Annotated in this window: 21 protein-coding genes; 3 read left to right on the plus strand and 18 right to left on the minus strand. The window is 63.9% G+C overall.

Features of this window, described 5'->3' with window-relative positions; all coding sequences use genetic code 11:
- Positions 1-128 precede the first annotated feature (128 nt).
- Together rarD and groES are read right to left on the minus strand one after the other, a co-directional pair.
- Positions 129-1,061 (minus strand): EamA family transporter RarD, encoded by a 933-nt coding sequence (rarD, locus tag FVP60_RS04585; protein WP_147825049.1) that lies wholly within the window; start codon positions 1,059-1,061, stop codon positions 129-131.
- A gap of 250 nt (positions 1,062-1,311) precedes the next feature.
- Positions 1,312-1,608 carry a co-chaperone GroES gene (groES, locus tag FVP60_RS04590; protein WP_147825050.1) on the minus strand — a complete coding sequence of 99 codons (297 nt, stop codon included), beginning with the start codon at positions 1,606-1,608 and terminating at the stop codon, positions 1,312-1,314.
- 894 nt (positions 1,609-2,502) lie between these two features.
- On the opposite strand from groES, the gene FVP60_RS04595 reads away from it, so the two are divergent.
- Positions 2,503-3,690 carry a class I SAM-dependent methyltransferase gene (locus tag FVP60_RS04595; protein ID WP_147825051.1) on the plus strand — a complete coding sequence of 396 codons (1,188 nt, stop codon included), beginning with the start codon at positions 2,503-2,505 and terminating at the stop codon, positions 3,688-3,690.
- Between the two features lie 19 nt (positions 3,691-3,709).
- Here FVP60_RS04595 and FVP60_RS04600 read toward each other — a convergent pair whose 3' ends face one another.
- From FVP60_RS04600 to FVP60_RS04660, 13 genes are all read right to left on the minus strand, one after another.
- A complete protein-coding gene (locus FVP60_RS04600; protein WP_147825052.1) occupies positions 3,710-4,312 on the minus strand; it encodes a hypothetical protein in 603 nt (200 codons plus the stop codon).
- Positions 4,309-5,424, minus strand: coding sequence for a tRNA (adenosine(37)-N6)-threonylcarbamoyltransferase complex transferase subunit TsaD (gene tsaD, locus FVP60_RS04605; RefSeq protein ID WP_147825053.1), 1,116 nt, complete (start codon positions 5,422-5,424; stop codon positions 4,309-4,311). Before tsaD ends, FVP60_RS04600 begins: the two co-directional genes overlap by 4 nt.
- Positions 5,421-5,909: a ribosomal protein S18-alanine N-acetyltransferase gene (gene rimI, locus FVP60_RS04610; protein ID WP_147825513.1), complete on the minus strand. Its 489-nt coding sequence runs from the start codon at positions 5,907-5,909 to the stop codon at positions 5,421-5,423. Before rimI ends, tsaD begins: the two co-directional genes overlap by 4 nt.
- Positions 5,909-6,517, minus strand: coding sequence for a tRNA (adenosine(37)-N6)-threonylcarbamoyltransferase complex dimerization subunit type 1 TsaB (tsaB, locus tag FVP60_RS04615; protein ID WP_147825054.1), 609 nt, complete (start codon positions 6,515-6,517; stop codon positions 5,909-5,911). Before tsaB ends, rimI begins: the two co-directional genes overlap by 1 nt.
- A 95-nt stretch (positions 6,518-6,612) precedes the next feature.
- Positions 6,613-7,083 carry a tRNA (adenosine(37)-N6)-threonylcarbamoyltransferase complex ATPase subunit type 1 TsaE gene (tsaE, locus tag FVP60_RS04620; protein WP_147825055.1) on the minus strand — a complete coding sequence of 157 codons (471 nt, stop codon included), beginning with the start codon at positions 7,081-7,083 and terminating at the stop codon, positions 6,613-6,615.
- Positions 7,080-8,204: an alanine racemase gene (gene alr / locus FVP60_RS04625; RefSeq protein ID WP_187240556.1), complete on the minus strand. Its 1,125-nt coding sequence runs from the start codon at positions 8,202-8,204 to the stop codon at positions 7,080-7,082. Before alr ends, tsaE begins: the two co-directional genes overlap by 4 nt.
- The gene (locus tag FVP60_RS04630) at positions 8,188-8,574 is read right to left on the minus strand and encodes a holo-ACP synthase (RefSeq protein ID WP_147825057.1); all 387 of its coding nucleotides are present in this window, start codon (positions 8,572-8,574) and stop codon (positions 8,188-8,190) included. The genes alr and FVP60_RS04630 overlap by 17 nt, the downstream gene beginning before the upstream one ends.
- 2 nt (positions 8,575-8,576) lie before the next feature.
- Positions 8,577-10,427, minus strand: a complete 1,851-nt coding sequence (gene glmS, locus FVP60_RS04635; RefSeq protein ID WP_147825058.1) for a glutamine--fructose-6-phosphate transaminase (isomerizing) — start codon at positions 10,425-10,427, stop codon at positions 8,577-8,579.
- Positions 10,428-10,663: 236 nt separating this feature from the next.
- Complete coding sequence (locus FVP60_RS04640) at positions 10,664-11,575, minus strand: carbohydrate ABC transporter permease (RefSeq protein ID WP_147825059.1); 912 nt, start codon at positions 11,573-11,575, stop codon at positions 10,664-10,666.
- Positions 11,575-12,462 (minus strand): carbohydrate ABC transporter permease, encoded by an 888-nt coding sequence (locus tag FVP60_RS04645; protein WP_147825060.1) that lies wholly within the window; start codon positions 12,460-12,462, stop codon positions 11,575-11,577. The genes FVP60_RS04640 and FVP60_RS04645 overlap by 1 nt, the downstream gene beginning before the upstream one ends.
- Positions 12,463-12,523: 61 nt before the next feature.
- Positions 12,524-13,834, minus strand: a complete 1,311-nt coding sequence (locus FVP60_RS04650; protein WP_147825061.1) for an ABC transporter substrate-binding protein — start codon at positions 13,832-13,834, stop codon at positions 12,524-12,526.
- Between the two features lie 18 nt (positions 13,835-13,852).
- Positions 13,853-14,680 carry a PfkB family carbohydrate kinase gene (locus tag FVP60_RS04655; RefSeq protein WP_147825062.1) on the minus strand — a complete coding sequence of 276 codons (828 nt, stop codon included), beginning with the start codon at positions 14,678-14,680 and terminating at the stop codon, positions 13,853-13,855.
- Between the two features lie 2 nt (positions 14,681-14,682).
- Positions 14,683-15,723: an SIS domain-containing protein gene (locus FVP60_RS04660; RefSeq protein WP_187240557.1), complete on the minus strand. Its 1,041-nt coding sequence runs from the start codon at positions 15,721-15,723 to the stop codon at positions 14,683-14,685.
- A gap of 162 nt (positions 15,724-15,885) precedes the next feature.
- Here FVP60_RS04660 and FVP60_RS04665 point away from each other — a divergent pair, with 162 nt between their 5' ends.
- Complete coding sequence (locus FVP60_RS04665) at positions 15,886-16,968, plus strand: LacI family DNA-binding transcriptional regulator (RefSeq protein WP_187240558.1); 1,083 nt, start codon at positions 15,886-15,888, stop codon at positions 16,966-16,968.
- Between the two features lie 241 nt (positions 16,969-17,209).
- Here the strand turns inward: FVP60_RS04665 and coaA are convergent, their stop codons facing one another.
- A complete protein-coding gene (gene coaA, locus FVP60_RS04670; RefSeq protein ID WP_147825065.1) occupies positions 17,210-18,157 on the minus strand; it encodes a type I pantothenate kinase in 948 nt (315 codons plus the stop codon).
- Positions 18,158-18,348: 191 nt separating this feature from the next.
- On the opposite strand from coaA, the gene FVP60_RS04675 reads away from it, so the two are divergent.
- Positions 18,349-19,299 (plus strand): Ppx/GppA phosphatase family protein, encoded by a 951-nt coding sequence (locus FVP60_RS04675; RefSeq protein ID WP_147825066.1) that lies wholly within the window; start codon positions 18,349-18,351, stop codon positions 19,297-19,299.
- Positions 19,300-19,792: 493 nt separating this feature from the next.
- On the opposite strand, the gene glmM is transcribed toward FVP60_RS04675, so the two are convergent.
- Complete coding sequence (gene glmM, locus FVP60_RS04680) at positions 19,793-21,154, minus strand: phosphoglucosamine mutase (protein WP_147825067.1); 1,362 nt, start codon at positions 21,152-21,154, stop codon at positions 19,793-19,795.
- A gap of 15 nt (positions 21,155-21,169) precedes the next feature.
- Complete coding sequence (gene rpsI, locus FVP60_RS04685) at positions 21,170-21,655, minus strand: 30S ribosomal protein S9 (protein ID WP_147825068.1); 486 nt, start codon at positions 21,653-21,655, stop codon at positions 21,170-21,172.
- Between the last annotated feature and the right edge of the window lie 16 nt (positions 21,656-21,671).

Below are 21,671 nucleotides of genomic sequence, written 5' to 3' on the forward strand. Positions count from 1 at the left end.
ACCTCGCCTTGTGCAGGTCGGTGTCACCACACTACGAGTTCAGAAGCATTAACAATGTCTCAGTGCGCTAACGTTTTGACCGAAGATCGCAATTTGGTCACAACCCGATATCCGCCCGGTAACGCGCGCTACGGCGTGATCGCCACCACCGGTTCCGTCGCACGACCTCGACGCGCGGCGATGAGCGAATCGGCGACGAAGAGTGCGAGCGCCATCCACACCACGCCGAATCCGATCCACCGTTCCACCGGCATGGGCTCCCCCATGATCCACACGCCGGTCGCGAACTGCATGAGCGGCGTGATGAATTGCAAAATACCGATGACGGTGAGGGTGGTGCGCCGGGTTGCCGCAGCAAACAGCAGGAGCGGAACGGCCGTAGCAATACCCGCGAACATCAGCAGCAGCGTGTGCATGGTGCTGATGTTTCCGAACGTAATTCCCACGGTTCCGCCCACCCAGATGAGCTGCGCGGCGGCGATCGGAACCAGCCAGAGCGATTCGAGGGTAAGGCCGCTGACGGCGTCGACGCGCGGGCCGATCTGCTTCTTGATGAGGCCGTAGAGGCCGAAGCTGCCCGCCAGCGCAAGCGCGATCCACGGGAACGAACCGAGGCCGATCACAATTATCGTGACGGCAACGGCGACCAGCGCGATCGCCGCCCACTGGAGGGGGCGCAGTCGCTCTCGCAAAACGAAAACGCCAAGCAGAATGGTGACGATGGGGTTGATGAAGTAGCCGAGTGAGGTCTCGACGATGTGCCCGGTGAGGGTCGCCAGCACGAACACTTGCCAGTTGACGTAGATCAAGATGCCCGCGATGACGGTCAGCCACACGGTGCGCGGGCTGGCAAAGATCGCGCGCAGCCGCCCCCACGAGCGGGTGACCGCGATGAGGATGACACAAAACGCGAGCGAGAAGAAGATGCGCATCGCGACGATCTCCCACGGACCGGTCGGCGCGAGCGTCAGAAAGTACAGCGGCAGAAACCCCCACAACAGGTACGCCGCAAGACCGAATCCGAATCCGAGCTTGCGCTCCCGCAGGTCATTAGTACGCACTTGCTCAGGCTACCGCTGGTCGCCGACACTGCCGCCAGGCGGCGAATGCCGTGGTTCCGCAGTCGCGGGGCGGCCGACGGACGCCGTGGTTCCGCGGGCTGCGAATGCCGTGGTTTCGCGCGCCGCGACGGACACCCTGGTTCCGCGCGTCGCGACGCCTTCTGTGGTTCCGCGCGCCGCGACGCCCGCGGCACAGCAAAGGGCCCGTGTGACGAATCACACGGGCCCTAAAACTTCTGACGAAGTGCGCTTAGCGAACGACGATCGCGAGCACGTCGCGGGTCGACAGCACGAGGTACTCCTCGGCGCCGAACTTCACCTCGGTGCCGCCGTACTTGCTGTAGAGAACGCGGTCGCCAACGGCGACGTCGAGGGGCACGCGGTTGCCGTTGTCGTCGATACGACCGGGGCCAACTGCGACGACCTCGCCCTCCTGGGGCTTCTCCTTCGCGGTGTCAGGGATGACCAGGCCGCTAGCCGTGGTCTGCTCTGCCTCAACCTGCTTGATGACGATGCGGTCCTCGAGCGGCTTGATGGAAACCGACACGGTTTACCTCTTCCTTCTGGCGAATCAAGATTATTGGCACCCACACCAGGTGAGTGCTAACGCCAGTCTACGTCCGCAATTGGCACTCATGCAACGCGAGTGCCAACTTCGACGCCATGATCGCTTTGGGCGGAATGTCACACCGCCCGCCGTGGCCCTCGTGCACGGCCCGAGCCACCTGCTTCAGTCGACGCACTCCCCAAATGTCGGAGAAGTTGGCGGGGGCAGGGGCGAAAGCGCCTTTTGGTCGGAGTGTCGCGCGTTTCCTCCGACATTTGGCAACGCCGTGACCCGAAAGGCGGAACCACGGTGCGAGTGTCGCCGCGGACAAGTTCCGAGCCACGTGGTTCCGCAGCCCAGGTTCCGCGCCCCTTGTTCCGCCGCCCTGGTTCCGCGACCCTGGTTCCGCCGCCCTGGTTCCGCGGCCCTGGCTCTACAGCGATGGTTCAGTCGGCGCACCTCCCAAATGTCGGAGAGGTTGGCGGGGGCGGGGGCGAAAGCGCCTTTTGGTCGGAGTGTCGCGCGTTTCTTCCGACATTTGGCAACGCCACCACCCCGAAAGACGGAACCACGGTGCGAGTGCCGCGGCGAGCAAGTTCCGAGCCACGTGGTTCCGCAGCCCAGGTTCCGCGCCCCTTGTTCCGCCGCCATGGTTCCGTGCCGCGCTTCCCGAATGTCGGAGAAGTTGGCGGCGGCAGGGGCATATGCGCCCTTTGACCGGCGTGTCGCGCATTACGTCCGACATTTGGGAACGCCACCACCCCGAAAGCCGGAACCAGGAGGACGGCACCCGAAGCACCACCACGCGAGCACCACCACGAGAACAGCGCCCCGAAGCAGAACCACGCAAGCCGGAACCACGGCGCAAGTGGCGGGGCGAACTAGGCTGGCGGGATGGAGATGTCTGAACTCGTCACGTTGCTTTCGCACGAGTCGCTCGATCTCATTGACGCGGTGGGGCCGATTAGCTCCAGCGATGACGCGATGAAGGCAGTCACTCGCATGCGTGCGGCCGGGCACTCCCCCGATCTCACCGCCGCCGTCGTCACGCAAGCCCGGCTGCGCACGCGCGCCGAGGCGAAGTTTGGGCCGTTCGCCAGCCGCATGCTGTTTACCCAGGCAGGGCTCGAGCAGGCGACGCGCATGCCGGTCGCCGCCCGCCACGCGCAACGTTTTGTCGCCGCAGGTGCGCGATCCGTGGCCGATTTGGGATGTGGGATCGGCGCCGACGCGCTCGCGTTTGCGGGCGCGGGTCTGCGAGTGCTTGCAGTCGACGCCGACGCGGTCACCGCGGGTATCACGGCACACAATCTCGCACCCTTCGGCGACAGCGTCGAGGTGCGCCACAGCCTCGCCGAAGAGGTCGATCTCACCGGCATGGACGCCGCGTGGCTGGATCCGGCGCGGCGCACCAAGGGTCACAGCGAGACCAAGCGCGTCACTGCCGCCGACTACTCCCCGAACCTCGATTGGGTTTTCGGGCTTGCCGATGGCCTGCCCATCGGCGTGAAGCTCGGCCCCGCGCACGATCGCGACAGCCTGCCCGAGAACGCCGAAACCCAGTGGGTGAGTGTCGACGGTGATGTTGTGGAGCTTGTGGTGTGGACCGGAACCTTGGCTCGCGACGGCGTGCGACGTGCGGCACTCGTGGTGCGCGGTTCCGGGGCCCACGAGCTCACCGCGCCGGCCGATGCGATCGATGAAGAGCCGCGCGAGCTCGGTGCGTTCGTGCACGAGCCGGACGGCGCCGTGATTCGCGCGCGCCTCGTCGGCGACGTTGCCCGCTCGCTCCAAGCTGGCCCGGTGGCCGATGGCATCGCCTACCTCACCTCAGACACGCCATTGACGAGCCCGTTCGTGTCGTCATTCCGGGTGCGAGAAGTGCTTCCGGCCGACGTCAAAACCCTCGCTAAAGCTTTGCGAGGTCACGATATCGGCACGCTCGAAATTAAGAAGCGCGGCATGGATATCGATCCCGCCGTCTTCCGCAAGAAGCTGAACCTCAAGGGCTCGCAGGCGGCGACGTTGATTCTCACCCGATCCGGCACCAAACGCGTCGCGATTCTCGCCGACCGCGTCTAGGAGTTAGCGAAATCTCGGGCTAGCCAAACCAGTGCAGTTGAGTGCCTGCCCACCACAGCCATCCCGCGCTATAGATCGTCGCCAGCACACCGAGCGCGATTCCCCATGCGCCGAGCCGGCTGCTCTCCTCAGGCTTTCGCACGGCGACGATGCCCAGCGCGATACCAATTAGCGCGAGCGGAAACGCCCACCCGACAAAGAATGACGTCGCGAGTCCCGCGAGGGCGAACGACACAGCCGAGCCGCCATACCCCTTACGAAGGGGTGCAGCCGGTGCCCACTGCACGTCGGTCGTCGGTTCCAGCTCATCAGCGGCAGTGCCGGCGTCTGCGTCTGCGTCTGCGTCTGTATCTGCGTCCGCGCCTGCGTCTGCGTCCGCGCCTGTCGAGTCATCGGCCACATCTGAGCCCCCGACCTCGGCAACGGTTTCGAGCTCCGCAACAGCCTCAACCTCCGCAACGGCCTCAGCCTCGACCGCCTCCGCAGCGGCACCAGCCTCCGCGACCTCCGCAATGGTTCCGGCGTCGCGCGCCTCATCACCGTCTGCCGAAGCTGACGGCGTGACGGCGGCAGCCGCGTCGTTTGACGAGGCTTTGTGGTCGCGGCGGAGGGATCCGGTCATGCCGACTCGGCAACCTGAACGTCGGCAACCTGAACGTCGGCAACACCCACCGACTCGGCAACCTGAATTTCGGTGACGGGCAGTGTGGAGTCGGCGCCGAACGCGAGCGTCGAGGGCTGGCGGCCGCTCATCACAAGCTCGGCCGCAAGTGCCGCGATCATCGCGCCGTTATCGGTGCAGAGCGACAGCTGCGGAATCCGCACCGTCACACCGGCCTTTGCGGCACGTTCGATAGCGACCTCACGCAACCGCTTGTTGGCGATGACGCCACCACCCAGCAGCAGCCGCGGCACGCCATACTGGGCGCAGGCGTCGAGCGCCTTGGTCACCAGCACGTCGACGACGGCCTCGCGGAACGAGGCTGCCACGTCGGCGGGTGAATACTCATTGCCCTGCGCTTTTTGTTGTTCCATCCAACGGGCAACGGCTGTCTTCAGCCCGGAGAAGGAGAAGTCGTAGCGGTGCTTCGCCATGTCGGAAGCGCGGGAAAGTCCGCGCGGAAAGCGAATGGCGTTGGGGTCGCCACCAACGGCAGCCCGGTCGATTTGTGGGCCACCGGGGTAGGGCAAACCGAGCAGGCGTGCGACTTTGTCGAACGCCTCGCCGGCGGCATCATCGACGGTCTCGCCGAGCAGTTCAACGTCGGTGGTGAGGTCGCGAACCAGCAGCAACGAGGTATGACCGCCGGAGACGAGTAGCGCAACCGTCGGATATTCCAGCGGCTCGGCGTCGGCGTCCAGAATGTCGGCGGCAATGTGGCCGACGAGGTGGTTGACGGCGTAGAGCGGCTTGTCGAGCCCCACCGCGAGCGCCTTCGCCGCACCGACACCCACCATGAGCGCGCCGGCGAGCCCGGGGCCGCTGGTCACGGCGACGGCGTCGAGATCGTGGAGTCCGACGCCCGCCTCGGCGAGGGCAGCCTCGATCGCCGCTTGCAGGGCCTCAAGGTGGGCGCGCGCGGCGACCTCCGGAACCACGCCGCCGTAGCGTGCGTGTTCGTCCATGCTCGAGGCGATCGTGTTGCTGAGCAGGGTGCGGCCGCGCACGATACCGATACCGGTTTCGTCGCAGCTCGTTTCGATCCCCAGAATCAGGGGCGACGCGGCAGTCACGCGTTCTCCTTCGGTGGCAAGTGGCGACGCATCACAATCGCGTCGACGTCATCGGGTTGGTAATAGCGCGGCCTGCGCCCCAACTCGACAAAACCTTCAGATACATACAGTGCGTGCGCCACATCATTGTCTGCCCGCACCTCCAAGAAAATCTCCCGCGCTCCGCGGTCAAGCCCGGCGTCAAGCAGGGTGCGAAGCAGCGTTCGACCAAGCCCCAAGCCACGAGCGGACTCGGCGATCGCGATCGTCTGAATGTCCCCCTCGTGCGAACCCTGCACCACACGCACGCCACCGTAGCCGAGCAGATCGTCGCCGCGCTCCACCACCAGGTATCGGCCGTGCGGTGACGCAAGCTCCTCGGCCATCATGTTCTCGCTCCAGGCGTCGGAGGGAAAACTCTCATGTTCCAACGCCATGATCGCGGTCAAATCTGCCACCACAGCCTCGCGAAACGAGACGGCGTCGGCGGCATCCGCGTGCGCCATCACGCCTGCACTCGGGGCGTGGCGACATCGGGTGAACGCAGGTACAACGCATCGTCGGGTCCGACGGAGCGAACGGCCGCGACGGCAGCCGCAGCGACGCGGCCCAACGCGCCGCCAGAGAGTTCGGTGGCGACCATGCGCGGCCCCGCCGTGAGCGTATCGTCCGCTTCTGCACGCGCGACGAGTGCTGGTTCCGTGATTCGCAGGGGCAATCCGTCGGCGTCAAGGCCGCCGTAGGTTGTCCATGCGAGCTCGCGGCGGCGGGCATCGGTTTCGACGATGAAGGGCACGGCGGCATCGCCATCAAGCGCGGCGAGCGCGAGGGCGTCGTGGCTGACGACCGGAACCAGGTGCGCGTCGCGGGCGAGCGCGAAGGCCCGCGCGGCCGCGATGCCAATGCGAAGACCGGTGAAGGGGCCGGGGCCCATTCCGGCGGCAACGTGCGTGATTTCAGGGTTGTCGGCAGCGGCGAGGGCGTCTTGAATCAGCGTGCCAATGACTTCGGCGTGGCCCAAGTGGTTTTCGCTTGCCGCCTCAGCAACCACGGTGCCGTCGAGGGTGACGACGGCAACGGCTGACCCGAGGGAGGTGTCGACGGCAAGAATCATGCTTCCAGGGTATCCCGCGCTAGCTGTCTGACGGCTGACGCAACCCCAGTCGGCTGACGTTGCCTTTCAGCGGCGATTGCGTCAGGAAGCAGGGCCTACGGCTGGCGAGTAATGGTGACGATGCGGGCGGCGTCGCCATCCAGGTCTTCGACGGCGACATCGTCATCGACCCCAACGGGCCGCGCGATCTCGACATCCCAGCACTGTTCGCTGAGGCCATCGACCATGCCGCGGCCCCATTCGACGATGACGACGGAAGAGTCAAAGTCGATGTCGAGATCGTCAAGCTCCATCGCAGAGCCGAGGCGATACGCATCAACATGCACGAGCGGCGCACCTCCCACCAACGACGGGTGAGTACGGGCAAGCACAAAGGTCGGGCTCTGCACCGGGCCGCGAACGCCCAGACCCTCAGCAATACCTCGCGTCAGCGTGGTCTTGCCCGCGCCCAGCGGGCCCGTCATCACGACGAGGTCGCCGGCGACCAGGATGCGACCGAAGGCGATACCAAGCTCGTGCATGGCATCGACGGTCTCGATGCTGTGGGTGCCGGTGACGACGGTCATGACGACACCGATCGACGCGTCACCCTCGGACCAATGCGGGTGACGATCTCATAGTTGATTGTGTCGCTGGCCTCGGCCCAGTCCTCAGCCGACGGAACGCCGAGCGTCGGATCGCCAAACACAATCACTTCATCGCCAGTGCTGACCGGGTGATCCCCCACATCGACGATAAATTGATCCATCGCAACGCGCCCTGAGACGGTGAACGTCTTGCCCGCGATAGCAACGGTTCCGCGGTTTGACGAGCTGCGAGGAATGCCATCGGCGTAGCCGAGCGGAACCAGGGCGAGGGTCGTTTCACGGGTGGTGCGGTGCGTGTAGCCGTAGGAGAGGCCGGTGCCCGCAGGAACACGGCGCACGTTGGCAACCGCGGCGCGCAGCGTCATCGCCGGGCGCAGGCCGAGCTCTGCCGAAGTACGGTCATCGAAAGGTGAGAGCCCGTAGAGGCCGACACCGATGCGCACCGCATCGAGTCGCGCAGCCGGCAGCGCGAGCGCGGCGCTGGTGGCGGCGAGGTGACGAATTTCGGGGTGAACGCCGAGTGACGCGGCAATCGCCACGCCCTCATTAAAGCGGTCAAGCGCCTGCTGGTCATCGGCGATCGAGGTATTGGAGACGTGGGAAAAGATGCCCTCGATTGCGACCTTGCCGAGTCGTTCCCACCGCGCGGCTTCCGCCACAACGTGGTTCCAATCCTCCGGAGCAATGCCGTTTCGGCTCAGGCCTGTCTCCAGCTTGAGATGAATGCGGGTTGGGCGGTCTGCGGTGGCGGCGGCCGCTGCCGCCTGCAATTGATCCATCGAAGATATGCCGAGAGCGACATGTGCCGCGGCGGCCTCGGCAAAGCTGGCTCCGGGCGCGTGCAACCACGACAGGATGGGTGCCATGATTCCGGCGCGGCGTAGCTCCAGCGCCTCGTTTATGTCGGCCGTGCCCAGGCGCGTTGCGCCGCCGTCAATCGCCGCACGAGCCGCGCGCACAGCGCCGTGACCATACGCGTCTGCCTTCACCACGGCCAAGACTTCGGTCTCGGTAACGCGCGCGAATCGTCGCGTGTTGGCCGCGATCGCGCCCACGTCGATCAATGCCTCGCGGGCGGTGCCGTCAGGCATTGCGGACATTAAAGGTTCCCCCTGTTCGGGTGGACTCGGCGATAACGTAGGCCGTTGCCATGCCGCCGTCGTGCGACATCGAGACGTGAAGCCCCGTAATTCCGCGGTTAACGACCGTCGCGGCGGTGGAGCCGCTGAGGGCAAAAGAAGGCTTGCCCTCAGCGTCTTGCACCACGTCAATCTCAGACCAGTACACCCCGTCGGATCCGCCGAGCGCCTTGATTAGCGCCTCCTTGGCGGCATACCGAGCGGCGAGAGACCGCGCTGGTTTCTCGCGCTCGGCCGGCGTGAAGAGGCGTTCGCGCAGCTTGGGAGTCTTCTCAATCGTCTCCGCAAAGCGCGCAATGTCAACCAGGTCGACGCCGATTCCGATGATCACGATTATTCGACCGTGACCGACTTTGCCAGGTTGCGCGGCTGGTCAACATCCAGCCCCTTTGCCGTTGCGAGCGCCATCGCGAAGATGTGCAGCGGAACCACGGCAAGCACCGGCTCAAACATCGGGCCAGCGACGGGGATGCGAAGCACCTCGTCGGCGTACGGCAGCACGGCGGCATCGCCCTCTTCGGCAATCACGATGACGCGTGCGCCACGTGCGCGAATCTCCTGGATGTTGGAGATCACCTTGGAGTGAATGAGCGCTGATTCACGCGGCGACGGCACGATCACGAAGACGGGCTGACCCGGCTCGATGAGGGCGATCGGGCCGTGCTTGAGCTCGCCAGCCGCGAACCCCTCGGCGTGGATGTACGAAATCTCTTTGAGCTTGAGAGCGCCTTCCAGGGCGATCGGGTAGCCAACGTTGCGGCCAAGGAAGAGCACCGAGCGGGTGTCGGCCATCCAACGACCGAGCTGCTCAACGTGCGGCTGCTCCTCGTCAAGGATGCGCTGAATCTTCGCGGGCAGAGCCTCCAGCTCGGCGACGCTCGTGACGCTCTCCTGCGCGCTCAAGTAACCGCGCACGCGGCCAATGTGCAGCGCGAGCAGCTGCAGCGCGGTGATCTGCGCGACAAAAGCCTTGGTAGACGCCACGGCAACTTCGGGGCCAGCGTGTGTGTAGACGATGGCGTCAGACTCGCGCGGAATCGTGGCGCCCTGCGTGTTGCAAATCGACAGCGTCTTGGCACCGCGCTCGCGTGCATACTTGACGGCCATCAGCGTGTCCATGGTCTCACCGGACTGGCTGATGGAAACGACGAGGGTGTTGGCGCCGATGACCGGGTCGCGGTAACGGAACTCGTGCGCGAGCTCAACGTCGACGGGAACACCTGCCCAACGCTCCAACACATACTTGCCGACGGCACCCGCGTATGACGCGGTTCCGCATGCCGTCACGATGATGCGGTCGATTCCGATGAACAGCTCATCGAGCCCGTCCAGCTCAGGAATGACGACCGCGCCGCCGCTCAGGCGGCCACGAAGGGTGTTGGCGACAGCTTCCGGCTCTTCGGAAACTTCCTTCGCCATGAACGATGACCAGCCACCCTTTTCGGCGGCGGCAGCGTCCCACGAAACCTCGAACTCTTCGACCTCGACGGGGTTGCCGTCAAAGTCGGTGACGGTGACCTGGTGCGGCTCGATGGCGACGATCTGATCTTGACCGATCGCCAGGGCGCGGCGGGTGTATTCAACAAACGCCGCGACATCGGAGCCGAGGAAGTTTTCGCCGTCGCCGAGACCGATCACGAGGGGCGAGTTGCGGCGCGCGCCGACAACAAGGCCCGGAACATCTTGGTGCGCCGCGAGGATGGTGAAGGCGCCTTCGAGACGCGCGACAACACCCTGGAATGCTTGACGCAAATCGCCGGTCTTGTCGAATTCACGGCCGAGGAGCACGGCGGCAACCTCAGAATCGGTCTCGCTGCGGAAGGTGTAGCCCTCGGCAGCCAACTCCGCCTTCAGCTCGGCAAAGTTCTCGATGATGCCGTTGTGGATGAGCGCAAGCTTGTCGTCGTCGGCGAGGTGCGGGTGGGCGTTCTCATCGGTGGGTCCGCCGTGCGTCGCCCAACGGGTGTGGCCGATGCCGGTGGTTCCCTCCGGGAGCGGGGCTGCCGCAAGGTTGTCTTTCAAAACCTGGAGCTTGCCAGCACGCTTGCGCATGCCGAGGTGCCCCTCCGCGTCGATGACGGCCACTCCGGCGCTGTCATACCCGCGATATTCAAGCCGGGCGAGGCCGGCCAACAAAATGGGTTGGCTGTCGCGCGCACCCACATATCCAACGATTCCACACATGCGATCTATCCTACGGTTTCGCTCTCCCCCTCCTGCGCAGTCGAAGCACCGCGCACAGCGAGAACACAGCCGCCGCGGCGCGCGGGGGCGGGGTGCGGGAATCCGAGCCGACATTTCATCGCTCGCCCGATGTTCCGCCGCGACTGTACCCCTGGGCCCTCAGCACGAGATGGCGGAACCAGGGGTACAGATTTCAAGTACGTAAAGGCCCGAAATGGGCCGCTGCGCATGGTGGGTTACTTGCCCATTCCGGCGGAGAGGCCGCGGATGAACTGGCGTTGGCCAATCAAGAACGCGACGACCACGGGCAACGCGGCCAACACGAGCCCGGCGAATAGCACCGGCCAGTCTGTCTGCAGCGCGCTCTTAAAGTCGAGCAGACCGACCGGCAGGGTCTTGAGTGAGGTGTCATTCAAGAAGATCAGCGCGAACGGGAACTCGTTCCAGGCCCAGAGGAAGTGCACGAGGCCGGCGCTGACGAGCACGGGCATACACATGGGCAGCACGATCCGCACGAACACCTGAATCTGGCTCGCGCCGTCGACGATCGCCGCCTCCAGCACACCGTCGTCGAGCGTGCTCATGTACGCCCGAATGAGGAAGATCATGAACGGCAACCGGTAGGCGACGTAGACGATGATGAGGCCCGCGTGCGTGTTGTACAGGTTGAGCGCCTGCAGCATCTGAAACAGCGGAATCATGATCATCGTCGGCGACACCATCAGCCCGCCGAGCAGGATGTACGTGAACAGCTTCGCTCCGCGAAAGCGGAACTTCGTGAGGCCGTATGCCGCCATGGCCGCGAGCGCGACGATCAGCACCAGGCTGACGCCGGTGACAATAACGCTGTTGAGCACGAACTCGAGAATGCCCTTGTCCCACGCTTCGACGTAGGCACGCGGGTCGAGGCCGCTGGGCAGCGACCAGGGCGACGCAAAGATCTCGGCGCTGGATTTGAAACCGCTCATCACCATCCACACGAGGGGATAGAGGGTTCCGATCACGATGACAATCAGTACCAGCCAGACGACACCGTTGCTGATGCGGCTGAATGTGCGGCCGCTGGCGGCGGCGCGCTTCTTGTCTTTCGCGTCGCGACGCTGACGATCGGTGGCATCAGCGAGCGTGATGGTGGTTGTGGTCGTCATTAGTACGTCACCTGCTTTCGTCCGGAGAGAATGACTTGGACGATGCCGATCACCACGGTGACGATCAGCACGACCGTTCCGAGGGCTGCGGCATAGCCCATGTCGTCATTGCGGAACGCATTTTGGTATATCAAGGTTCCGAGCACCTGCGTCGAGTTATTCGGCCCGCCGTTCGTCATCACCGTGACCTCGTTAAACACAAGGAACGCGTTGCTAATGACGGTGATGGACAGCACCGTGATCATGTCGCGAGAAAGCGGAACCGTGATGGTGAAGAATTGCCGGATGCGGCCCGCGCCATCGAGCGACGAGGCTTCGTAGTACTCCCGCGGAATACGCTGAATAGCCACGAGCAACAGGATCGCGTTGTATCCGGTCCATTGCCACTGACTCATCGCGATCACGGCACCCATTGCCGTGGTCGGATCCCCGAGCCACACGTGCTTAAGCCCCTCCAGCCCGAGGAAGTCCAAGGCACTGTTCAGAATGCCGACTTCGGGGTGGTAGATGAACGTGAACAGCACGCTCGTAATCGTGATCGACAGCGTCGCAGGCAAGAAGTAGACGCTACGAAAGAAACCTTGAAAGCGGCGCGCAATGAACTGATCGAGCACGGCCGCAAGTGCGAGTGCCACGCCGATCTGAAAGATGAGCGAGACGATGGCGTAGGCGACGTTATTGAGAAGCGCTGTCCAGAACACCGGGTCGGCGACCGCACGCACGTAGTTTTCGAGGCCGATGAAGACCTCGTCGGGAGCAAAAACGCTCCACGTGTGAAAGCTGAGTCTCACGTTCTGCACGAGGGGATAGATCAGAATCCCCACCACAGCGATGAGCGCCGGCAATGTCCATAGCAATCCAGCTAAGCGATATCGACGCGTGTGCATAAGCGGTCCTGTCGTTTGATGCCGGGCGGGAGGGGGGCTCCCGCCCGGCACAGTGGGGGTATTACTTCACCGAATCTGATGCAGCCTTCACCGACGCGATGATGTCTTCGGGAGAGACGGAACCATCGATGGCGGCTTGTCCTGCGGCGAGCCATGCGGCGCCGACCTGCGGGTCAGTGGCGGTGTCGAGCCAGATGTTGAACGTGTCGGTTTCATCCAGCACCGTCAGTGCGCGCTCGAGCTGCGGAAGCACGTCGGCGACGCCCTCTTCAGCACCGATCACGGCCGACGGACGGTCACGCATCTCCAGCAGCAGCGCACCCGATTCCTTCGTGGTGATGTAGCGCAGGAACTTCTCTGCGGCTTCCTTGTTCTCGCTCTTGGAGTTGATGACGAAGCCGTCGGGAGCACCGGTCAGGGAGTCCTGGTCGCCGGCTGCACCTTCGATGTCAGGGAAGGCAAAGAAGTCCCAGTCGGCAGCAACCTCGGCGGTCGCCCCGTTGGACTCACGGAACATCGAGAAGATGTTGCTCTCGCCGTAGTACATCGGTACAACGCCGGTCTGAATCTCGGCCTTCGCGCTGTCGTTGCTGATGCCGTTCGCGCCGGGAGTGAAGCACTTGTCAGCGAGCTCGGTGAGCGTCTCAATCGCCTTCACGTAGCCCGGGTCGGTGAACGTCGCCGTTGCCGGGTCGAAGTCTTTCAGCATCTCGTCTTGCGGCACGTACTTGCCGATCAGCGTGGTCAGGTAGTGCACGCCGGGCCACATGGCGTTGTTGCCCATCGAGATGGGCGTGATGCCCTCTGCCTGGAACGCCCCGCACGCCTGGATGAGGTCGTCGTAGGTCTGCGGAACCTCGATACCGGCATCAGCGAACATGGCGGTGTTGTAGGTGAAGAACTTGCCAGACATGCTGACCGGAACCGCGTAGATCTTGCCCTCGTGCGTGTAGGCATCGATGGCGGGAGCGACGAGCGAGTCGGCCCAGCCGTCGCTCATCGGTTCGGTGAGATCTTCCACCAGGCCGGCGTCGAAGAACTGCTCGCCGAAGGCCCCGGGCCAGACGAAGAACACGTCGGGCAGCGAGTTCGACCCGGTCAGCACACGGATGCGTTCCTTGTACGGGTCGTCCTGCACGGCGGTCGCTTCGACAGTAATTCCGGTTTCAGCTTCGAAATCCGCAATGATCTTCTCAAAGTATTCAGCGTGCGCGCCCTCGGGCCACTTGTGCAGAACCGTGAGTACCTGGTTGCCGTCACCCGTGGTTCCGCCATCGCCCGAAGACGAATCTGACGAACAACCTGAGACGGCGAGTGCGGCAGCGGCGAGACCGGCAACGGCGACGGACATGCGAGTGCTGTTCTTACTCATTTCAACTCATTTCTGTTATTAGTTATGTGTCTTGATGGGGGTGTAAAGCGGGATGGGGCGGCCGAAACCGCCGTCGGTGCGGCACGTCGCCGCTGCGTGTTTCGTCGCGCGAACGAGCGATTCCTCGACCGTGAGGCCAGCGAACTGACCGACCAAGAACGTCGCGATGAGGGTGTCACCGGCACCCAGAGTGTCAACGACGTCAATAGGCAGGCCGGGAACAGCAACGGGCGCCTGCTGGCCGCTCCAGAAGAGCGCCCCGGCTGCCCCGCGCGAGACGAGAACGTTCTTCGCGCCCGCGTTCAGGGCGGTGTACGCGAGGGCTTCGCACTGCTCGAGGGCGAGGTCGCCGCCGGAGAAAGTCGCGTAGGTCACGTGGGGCGCGATCTCCGAGATGTATTCGGCGCTGTGACGGTCCGAAAAATCGAAGGAGACCGGAACCACGGAACTTACGTATTTGACGTCATCCTCCATCCGACCCGAGTAGGCCATGTGCGCGACGTCAAAGCCGTGGACCTTGCGCAGCAGATCATCGTCAACCCGAAATAGGCTCACTCCCTTGTCGGATTCAATGAACGACCGGTCTCCGTCGGTGCGTTTAATTTTGCACCACGCGGTGGCGCCGTCACGCACGGTGACACCGCTGGTGTCGACGTTCTCAGCGGCCAAAGCCGCCAGAACGTCGACACCGCGCTCATCGGTTCCGACGACGCCGAAATACGCCGCCTGCTCGGCACCCGCCCGCTTTGCATACACGGCAACGTTCACACAGTTGCCGCCGACGAAGCTGGTGCCTTCGGCGATGTAGAGGTCGATGACATTGTCACCGATGGTTGCAATCTTCATTGTTAGTAAGCGACTTTGCCCATGTATCGACGGGTGGACAGGTCGTGGTTGTTCAGGATCGCGTACTGTGCAGCGAGGCGACCGGTCAGCGTGAACAGAATGTGCGGAGCGGCAAGGTAGCGGTACTCCTCATCGAAGCCTTCGAGCTCGAAGTCCTTGGAGTCGAAGGTGACGACCTTGGAGGAGCGCTGCACCGCGAAGTCGCGCACGCGTTCAGCGAGCGGACGCGTCGAGTCTTCGCCGAGGAACACGAACACCGGAACATCGTCTTCGACGATTTCAACCGCACCGTGGAAGAACTCAGCAGCGTTGAAGAAGCCCGAGTTCATCCACTGCATCTCCATCAGGTAGCACATGGAGAGGTTGTAGGCCGCGGCCTGCCCGGGGCCGGATCCAACGACATAAGTGACGTTCTCGGTGTGATACTTCTTGGCAAGCTCACCGTATTCGGCGTCGACCTTCTCATGGATCTGCTTGATGGCGGGGCCAAGCTTTGCGTAGTTGCGCTCGATGGCTTCGAAGTCGAGGTCGGCGCCGGCGGTCTTCAGCACCGCGTAAGCGAACACGGCGGTGAACAGTTGCTTGGCGTCACCCGTGGTGGTCTTCGAGTCGTACGACCAGAAGTTCGGCGATGCGGCGCCCAGAGCGGTGTCGGCGTTCGAGCAGTATGCGAGTACTGTCGCACCACGCTTCTTCGCGAACTCAACAGAAGCCACTGTCTCTTTGGTTCCGCCGGTGTGGGATCCCGCGATCACGATCGCGTCGGCGTTTACGCCGAGCGGCTCGCGAGCGAGGAACTCGCCACTGGTGATGTGGTGCACGGTGACGTCGGCGAGGTGCTTCTCCAGCAGGTATGCCGCGTTGAAGTTGGCGAGGTAGGAGCCGCCGCTACCGACCAGGTAGACGCGCTTGGCGCCCTTGTCGAAGGCATCGCGAAGCACAGCTTCGATCGACTCGCGCTGAGCGAGGATGCGGTCAAACGTTTCAACGAGATCTACCGGACTCGGGCGAAGCGGAACTGCCTCGATTGCCTGGGTTGACACTGATACTCCTTCAAAAATGGGAACGTTCCCTGGTTCGTTTCGAATCATCTTGCACGCAATTGGGAACGGTGTCAATATGTTTTCGGGAACGATACCAATTTCTGATCAAACCACCCGCCACTCTCCACCGATACGATGACGGGAATCACAGTGAGGAGCACCATGTCGCGAAAAGGGTCGCCGGCGACGATCATCGATGTGGCCAAGGCTGCTGGCGTATCCAAGTCGGCAGCCGCACGGGTGTTATCAAATAACGGATCGGCCAGTGCGCGCACGCGAATGGCTGTGCTGGATGCCGCGGCCCGGTTGGGGTACCGCCCCAACCAACTGGCGAAGGCGATGAAAGCCGGCTCTACACAGTCCATCGGCATCGTGGTTCCGGATGTTGCCAACCCGTTCTTCTCCTCCGTGCTCAGCGGATTCAGCGCCGCGGCACGCTCAGCCGGCTTCGAAGTCATCGTGATGAGCACCGATAACACCGCTGACATTGAGGCGCGATCGCTCGAACTGCTAGCAGAAAAGCGCGTGGATGGCATCGCGGTCGCTCCCGCGCTGACCGACGCCTCCCCCACGATCGAGCAGCTGCGCTCTGAAGGGCTTCCGCTGGTGCTGATCGATCGCCGCCTGCCCAACCTGGGTGCGATCCCTCTGGTCAGCATGGATCATGCTGCCGCCACGGAGCTGGCGACCCAGGCGCTGATTACCTCCGGCCACTCCGATATCGCGATCGTCACCGAGGCCCGCGCGACGGCGAGTGAGATCACTGAGCTGCTGGATCTCGACGATCACGCCACGTCGCTGTTACGCCCATCGATGCAACGTCTCGTCGGCCACGCTCGCGCACTCCGGGCGCACGATATTGCCTTCGACGAGAGCCTCGTCGTGACCGCGCCCTATGATCGCGAACAGGCCGCCGTGGTCGTCGCAGACTTTCTTCGCACAGATCACCATGCCACGGCGATCCACGGTACCAATGCGATTCTCTCGTACGCCAGCTACCGCGCCTTCAAGCAGTTGGGCGTCGTCATTCCCGATGATTTGTCTTTCGTCGGCTTCGACGACCAGGACTGGATGCTGCTGGTGCACCCGGCTGTGACCGTGGTCGGCCAGGCCGCCCGGGAGCTAGGCGAAGCCGCCGCACAGACGTTGATTCAGCGCATCGCGCAAGACACCGACGTTCACGATGTGTTTCTGTCGGCCCGGCTCATCGAGCGTGGCTCGATTCGCGAGGTCAACCCCGCGTGAGGATTGCGGAGCGTATGGCGGCGGCGAAATCCGTCGAAGCGTCAGACAAGCGCCGATGACCGGCCGAATGGAACAACTCCCTAAGACTCGCGCCACGGTGCCCCCTGCGGTTCCGCACCCGCGTGATCCCCGTGGTTCCATCCCTCAACCGTGGTTCCGTCATTTCTCACTGCCTGGTTCTAACTCGCGCACATCTCACGCGCAGTGGCGCACCGAGCATCGGCTTCAGTAACAAGAAGGGCTAGAGCTTGCGCAGCGAGACGCGCTCGACCGAGTGGTCTGCACCCTTGCGCAAGACCAGGGTCGCGCGGTGCTTAGTCGGCATGACGTTTTCGACGAGGTTGGGCATGTTGATGTCGTTCCAGTAGCCCATGGCCGTCGTTTCGGCCTCATCGTCGGTGAGGTGTGCGAAGACGTTGAAGTAGGAGTGCGGGTTGCTGAATGAGCCCTTGCGCAGCGCGAGGAACCGGTCGACGTACCACTTCTGAATGTGCTCGACGTCGGCGTCGACGAAGACGGAGAAGTCGAAGAGGTCGCTCACGGCAACGCCGTTGGGCGTTGCGGCCGGTTGCAGCACGTTGAGGCCTTCGACGATGACGACGTCGGGGCGGCGTACGACGACGTGCGCGTCGGGCACGATGTCGTATCGCATGTGCGAGTAAAACGGCGCGCGGGCCTCGGGGGCTCCCGACTTCACTTCGGTGAGAAACTCAATCAGCGCGCGGCGGTCATATGACTCGGGAAAACCTTTGCGGTCCATCAGACCGCGGCGCCCGAGCTCAGCGTTCGAGTAGAGAAAACCGTCGGTCGTCACGAGTTCGACGCGCGGGGTGTCTGACCAGCGGCTCATCAGCTCGCGCAGCAGACGCGCGATCGTCGACTTACCGACGGCAACCGAACCAGCAACCGCGACAACAAACGGCGTCGTAGTGTCTTCCTCCTGCAGAAATTCGCTCGTCGCTTCACCGAGGCGTTTCGTCGACTTCGCGTACAGGCTGAGGAGCCGACTCAGCGGAAGGTAAACCTCACGCACCTCATCAATGTCGAGGCGGTCACCGATACCGCGCAGCTGCACGATCTCGGTTTCGGTGAGCGGCTGCGTCATGCCGGCGGCCAGGCGCGCCCAATCCGCACGATCGATGTCGCGGTATTGGCTCAGCGCTGCAGGGGCGGCAACTTCATCAGACACTCCGTCATGTTATCGCCCTTCACGGGCGTGGTTCGCGCGCGTGAGCTGTGGTGCGGGGCGAGCGGAACCACGTGGAGGGTGCGAGCGGAACCACGTGGAGGGTGCGAGCGGAACCACCTGGTGGGGTGCAAGCGGAACCACCTGTCGGGATTCGGGTCGGCGAGATGCCCGCGGCGCGCTACTGTTTTTAGGTGCGACTCGGCGTCATCGATATTGGTTCCAACACGGTGCATCTGCTGATTGCAGATGTTCACCCCGGCGGGCGACCCCTCGGCGCCACTAGCGACCGCTCGGTCGTGCGCCTCATGCGCTTTCTGGAAGCCGATGGTTCCATTTCCCCCGAAGGCGTGACGGCCCTCGTTGATGCGGTGACGCGTGCGCGCGAGATTGTGGCGACCGAGAAGGTCGACAAAGTGCTGGCGACCGCGACCAGCGCGGTGCGTGAAGCGACGAACGGCCCGGCGGTTATTGCGGTGATTGAGGCGGCGCTCGGCCAGCCGCTCACCGTGCTTGAGGGTGAGGCTGAAGCGCATCTGACGTTTTTGGCGCAGCGCCGTTGGTTCGGCTGGTCGGCCGGCCAGATTCTCGGATTCGACATCGGCGGCGGCTCGCTCGAGCTCGCGTGCGGTAGCGAAGAGGTGCCCGACATTGCGTTGTCGATGCCACTCGGTGCCGGCCGCATGACGATTGACTTCATGCCCGATGACCCGCCCGGTGAAGCCGCGGTTGAGCGTCTGCGCGAGCATGCTCGGGCCGTGTTGGAGCCGGCCGCGCTCGTGTTTGCGGAGCAGCCGACACCGGATCACGTGGTGGGGTCGTCCAAGACGATTCGTTCGCTCGCACGACTCGCGGGTGACGTGCACTCGGGGTGGGCAGGTTCTGACCGTGTGACGCTGTCGCGTTCAGCGCTGGGGTCGTGGATTCCGCGTCTCGCGAAGCTGCCGATCGCGTCGCGCGAGCTGTTGCCCGGCATCACCCCCGACCGCGCCCGCCAGATTGTCGCCGGCGCTGTCGTGTTGCACGAGGCCATGACGGCGCTCAAGGTTTCCGAGCTCGAAGCGTCGCCCTGGGCACTCCGCGAAGGCGTGCTCTTGCGCTTCACCGAGCTCAATGCCTGGGACCCGGCGGCCCTAAACTCGTAGGCTTCCCTCCCACCGCGCGGGGCTAGCGCGCGAAACCCGCCCCGTGGTTCCGCCCCCACGGTTCCGCAACCCGCTTGCCAACGACCGTTACGCACGACTCAAACGGGTACGCACGCAAAAGGTGCCGCACCAGCCACTCCAGCCCCACCAGTCACACCCCATCGTGCATAACGGTTGTTGAAGGTGCTGCGTGTGACCGTTCTGCAGAATTCAAAACGATCGGCAGGATAAACAAGCCCCTAATCGAGGCAATTGGCAACGAAATCCTGCAGAACGGTCACCTCGCGCGGGCGCGCATGGGCTTCCGCAACCACGGGGCGGCACGGCGTGAAATAACACGGCTCCGGAACCCCGGGGCGGCATGACGAGGAATCACCTGGTTCCGGCACCCGTGATTCCCGCACCCCGTGGTTCCCTCACCCGTACTGCCGCCCCCGTGCGGCCAACGACGAAGGGCCCGTGCCGAAGCACGAGCCCTTCACACGCGAAACCCTTAGGCCAGCGCGAGTTGTTCTTTCACCACGGCGGCGAGCTTGCTCGCGTGTGCGGTGGCCGTTGCCTTGTCGGCGGCTTCGACCATGACACGCACGATTGGCTCGGTGCCCGACGGGCGCAGCAGCACGCGGCCGGTGTCGCCAAGTTCAGTTTCAACGGCGCGAACGGCGGCAGCGATGACCTCGTCGCCGGCCACGCCCTCGCGGTTGACTCCGCGCACGTTGATCATGATCTGCGGGTAAATTTTCATGATGCCCGCAAGCTCCGCCATGGTCTTCTTCTGGCGTGCCATTTCGGCAACGATGTGGAGCCCCGTGAGAATGCCGTCGCCGGTTGTCGCGTACTTCGCCATGATGACGTGACCCGATTGTTCGCCACCGAGGCTGTAGCCGCCGCGGTTCATCTCTTCGAGAACGTAGCGGTCGCCAACGCCGGTCTGCTTGACGGTGATGCCACGCTCGGCCATGGCGCGGTGCAGGCCAAGATTGCTCATCACCGTGGCGACGAGCGTGTCTTCGGCGAGGAGTCCGCGCTCATGCATGGAGGCGGCGAGGATAGCCATGAGCTGGTCGCCGTCAACGACCTTGCCGTTGGCGTCGACCGCCAGGCAACGATCGGCGTCGCCGTCGTGAGCGATCCCAACGTCGGCGCCGTGAGCAATAACAGCGTCTGCCAGGTTCTCGAGGTGCGTCGATCCGACACCGTCGTTGATGTTCAAGCCGTCGGGGTCGGCGCCAATCACGGTGACGCGCGCACCGGCATCACGGAATGTCTCCGGTGATACACCGGCGGCAGCGCCGTGCGCGCAATCGAGCACGACGTGCAGGCCATCAAGCTGATGCGGTAGCGACTGCAGCAGGTGCACGACGTAACGGTCTTCTGCGTCGGCGAAGCGGCGAATGCGACCGACACCAGCACCCGTTGGCTGCAGTTTCGTGCCCGACATCGCGGCCTCGATGCGAGCCTCAACCTCATCGGGAAGCTTCACACCACCGTGCGCAAAGATCTTGATCCCGTTGTCGGGAGCGGGGTTGTGTGACGCCGAGACCATGACGCCGAAGTCAGCGTCCATGTCGGCCACCAGGAAGGCGAGCGCTGGCGTCGGAATCACGCCGGCGTCGAGCACATCGACGCCGGAGGAGGCGAGACCGGCGGCGACAGCAGCGGCGATGAATTCACCGGAAACGCGCGGGTCACGGGCGATCACGGCAGTCAGGCGTTTGCCTGCCTGCCGACGAGCCTCGGCGGAACGGCCTTGGCCCAGGACGACAGCAGTCGCCTGGGCCAAGGACAGCGCCAGATCAGCGGTGAGGGAGCCGTTTGCCAGCCCCCGCACGCCATCGGTGCCAAATAGCGGCATAGTACCGAGCGCCGATTAACGCTTCGAGTACTGAGGAGCCTTGCGGGCCTTCTTGAGACCAGCCTTCTTGCGCTCCTTGACGCGAGCGTCACGGGAGAGGAAGCCGGCCTTCTTCAGGGTCGCGCGGTTGTTCTCAACGTCAACCTCGTTCAGTGCACGAGCAATGCCGAGACGCAGTGCGCCGGCCTGGCCCGAGTCGCCGCCGCCCGAAATGCGAGCGATGACGTCGTATGCACCCTGAAGGTTCAGAGCGGTGAACGGGTCGTTGATCAGCTGCTGGTGCAGCTTGTTGGGGAAGTAGTCCTCGAGCGTACGGCCGTTGACCGTGATGGTGCCCGAGCCGGGAACGATGCGCACGCGGGCAATAGCCTGCTTGCGACGACCGACAGCGCCACCGGAGACGGTGAGAACGGGGCGCACTGCTGCGACCGCGGTCTCGTCAACGGGGGTCGAGGTCGAGTATTCCTGCGGAGTTTCGATGGAGTCAGAGATTTTCGCCACGAGTGTGTCCTTAGTC

It is taken from the genome of Microbacterium mitrae, assembly GCF_008017445.1.
GTDB classification, from domain to species: domain Bacteria; phylum Actinomycetota; class Actinomycetes; order Actinomycetales; family Microbacteriaceae; genus Microbacterium; species Microbacterium mitrae.